This window comes from Moraxella cuniculi DSM 21768 (genome assembly GCF_900156515.1).
GTDB lineage: Bacteria > Pseudomonadota > Gammaproteobacteria > Pseudomonadales > Moraxellaceae > Moraxella > Moraxella cuniculi.
This window is the reverse complement of the sequence record NZ_FTNU01000043.1, coordinates 1-1,543: the sequence shown is the minus strand read 5'-3', so window position 1 is coordinate 1,543 and position 1,543 is coordinate 1. Positions and strand designations below refer to the sequence as shown.

At 47.2% G+C, this 1,543-nt stretch carries 2 protein-coding genes; both read left to right on the top strand.

Translation table 11 applies throughout. The features are described 5' to 3' along the window. Nucleotides 1–347 (top strand): hypothetical protein (locus tag BW928_RS12020; protein ID WP_227516597.1); only part of this gene is annotated, 347 nt, incomplete at its 5' end. A gap of 23 nt (nt 348–370) precedes the next feature. Then, entirely contained in the window at nt 371–1,333 is a 963-nt protein-coding gene (locus BW928_RS11185) for a tyrosine-type recombinase/integrase (protein ID WP_227516596.1), read from the top strand. Nucleotides 1,334–1,543 lie beyond the last annotated feature (210 nt).

The window sequence follows — 1,543 nt, the reverse complement described above, 5'->3', positions numbered from 1 at the left end:
TAACCGCTGTATTGGCTGAAATGGGGCTTGTCCCCATTGACTGGGTAACTGCCAGCAAGTTTGCCGAGCTGACAGGCATCGATGAGCACAAACTCCCACACCGCAAACGCAACTGGACCGAGGATGTGGTGTGGACCAAGCAAGACGGCAATGTATATTACTCATTACGGGGGTATAATCAATGGCTAAGCGAACAAGCCCACAAGCGTTACCAACGGGCGTGCGGATTAGAAATAACTGCGTGCAAATCTACTTTAACCACCGAAAAAACGCCTACCGCATCACCCTACCGCACCCAGCGACTGCGGAGGGTATCAGTGCAGCCGCTAAAATTAGAAGTGAGCTGATCACAAAAGCCAAATGGGGCATCTTGACCGATGATGATATTGCCAAAGCCAAAGGATTGACGGCGAAGGATAGCATCATCACCAGTGGCGTGCTGTTTCAGGAAGTTGCCCAGCGGTTTTTGACCCATTGTGATGCCAATCTAGACACCAAAAAAGGTTATGTACGCATTCTTGAGCATCACTGGATGCCTGATTTGGCTCTGGTGCCGATTGCCCAGATTAATGTAGATATGCTGCGTGATTTGATTGCCCAGCGTGATTTTAAGACGGCAAAGACATTAAACAACTGCTTAACGCCGTTGCGTGGCGTGTTTCAGTCAGCGATTGAGGCAAGGCTAATCGGCGAAAATCCCCTTAATCTTATCAAAAATAAAAAAGTGCAGATTGACCTACCCGACCCATTCACACGGGACGAGATGAATGCCCTGCTGTCGTGGCTTGATGCCAATTTGCAAGATGATGACCGCTTGTATTATTGGTATTATGAGCTGGCGTTTTGGTCGGGAATGCGTCCAAGCGAAATGATTGCCCTAAAATGGGACGATGTGGATTGGTTCAACGGCACGCTGCACATTCACCAAAGCCGTGTGCGTGGTATCGAAAAATCAGCAACCAAGACGCACAAGGCACGCACGCTGTATCTGAACGACCGCTCCATGCGTGCCATCGAGCAACTAAAACAGCTGTGTGAGCGTGGCAAAAAAAGCCAATATGTGCTGATCTGCCCTGAGACGGGCGAGCCGTTTTTTAACGAAAAACCGCCACGGCTGCGACTCAACGATGCCATGAAAGCGTGCAAAATTAGGCACCGCCCAGCGTACAATGCACGGCATACTTATGCAACGATGCTGCTGATGGACGGCGTGAATCCTGTCTTTGTTGCTGATCAACTCGGGCATAGCCTACAGATGCTGATGAAACGGTACGCCAAATGGATGCACGGCGACAAAAACAAATTAGAAATTGCCAAACTAAATACAAAATAAGCCACAACCGCCCCCAAATTGGGGGCTTTTTTTGCGTTGAAATTGGCAAATATGCTGACTTATTTTTTGACTTACTTTCCCTAAAAACTATGATATAATATCAAACAAGAGATGGCTAACTTATTGATTTTACTTGGTTAAATTTTTATAGCATTGCACAAGGTGCAATAAAAACAGGTTCAACTCCCGCCATCTCCACCAATCATATAA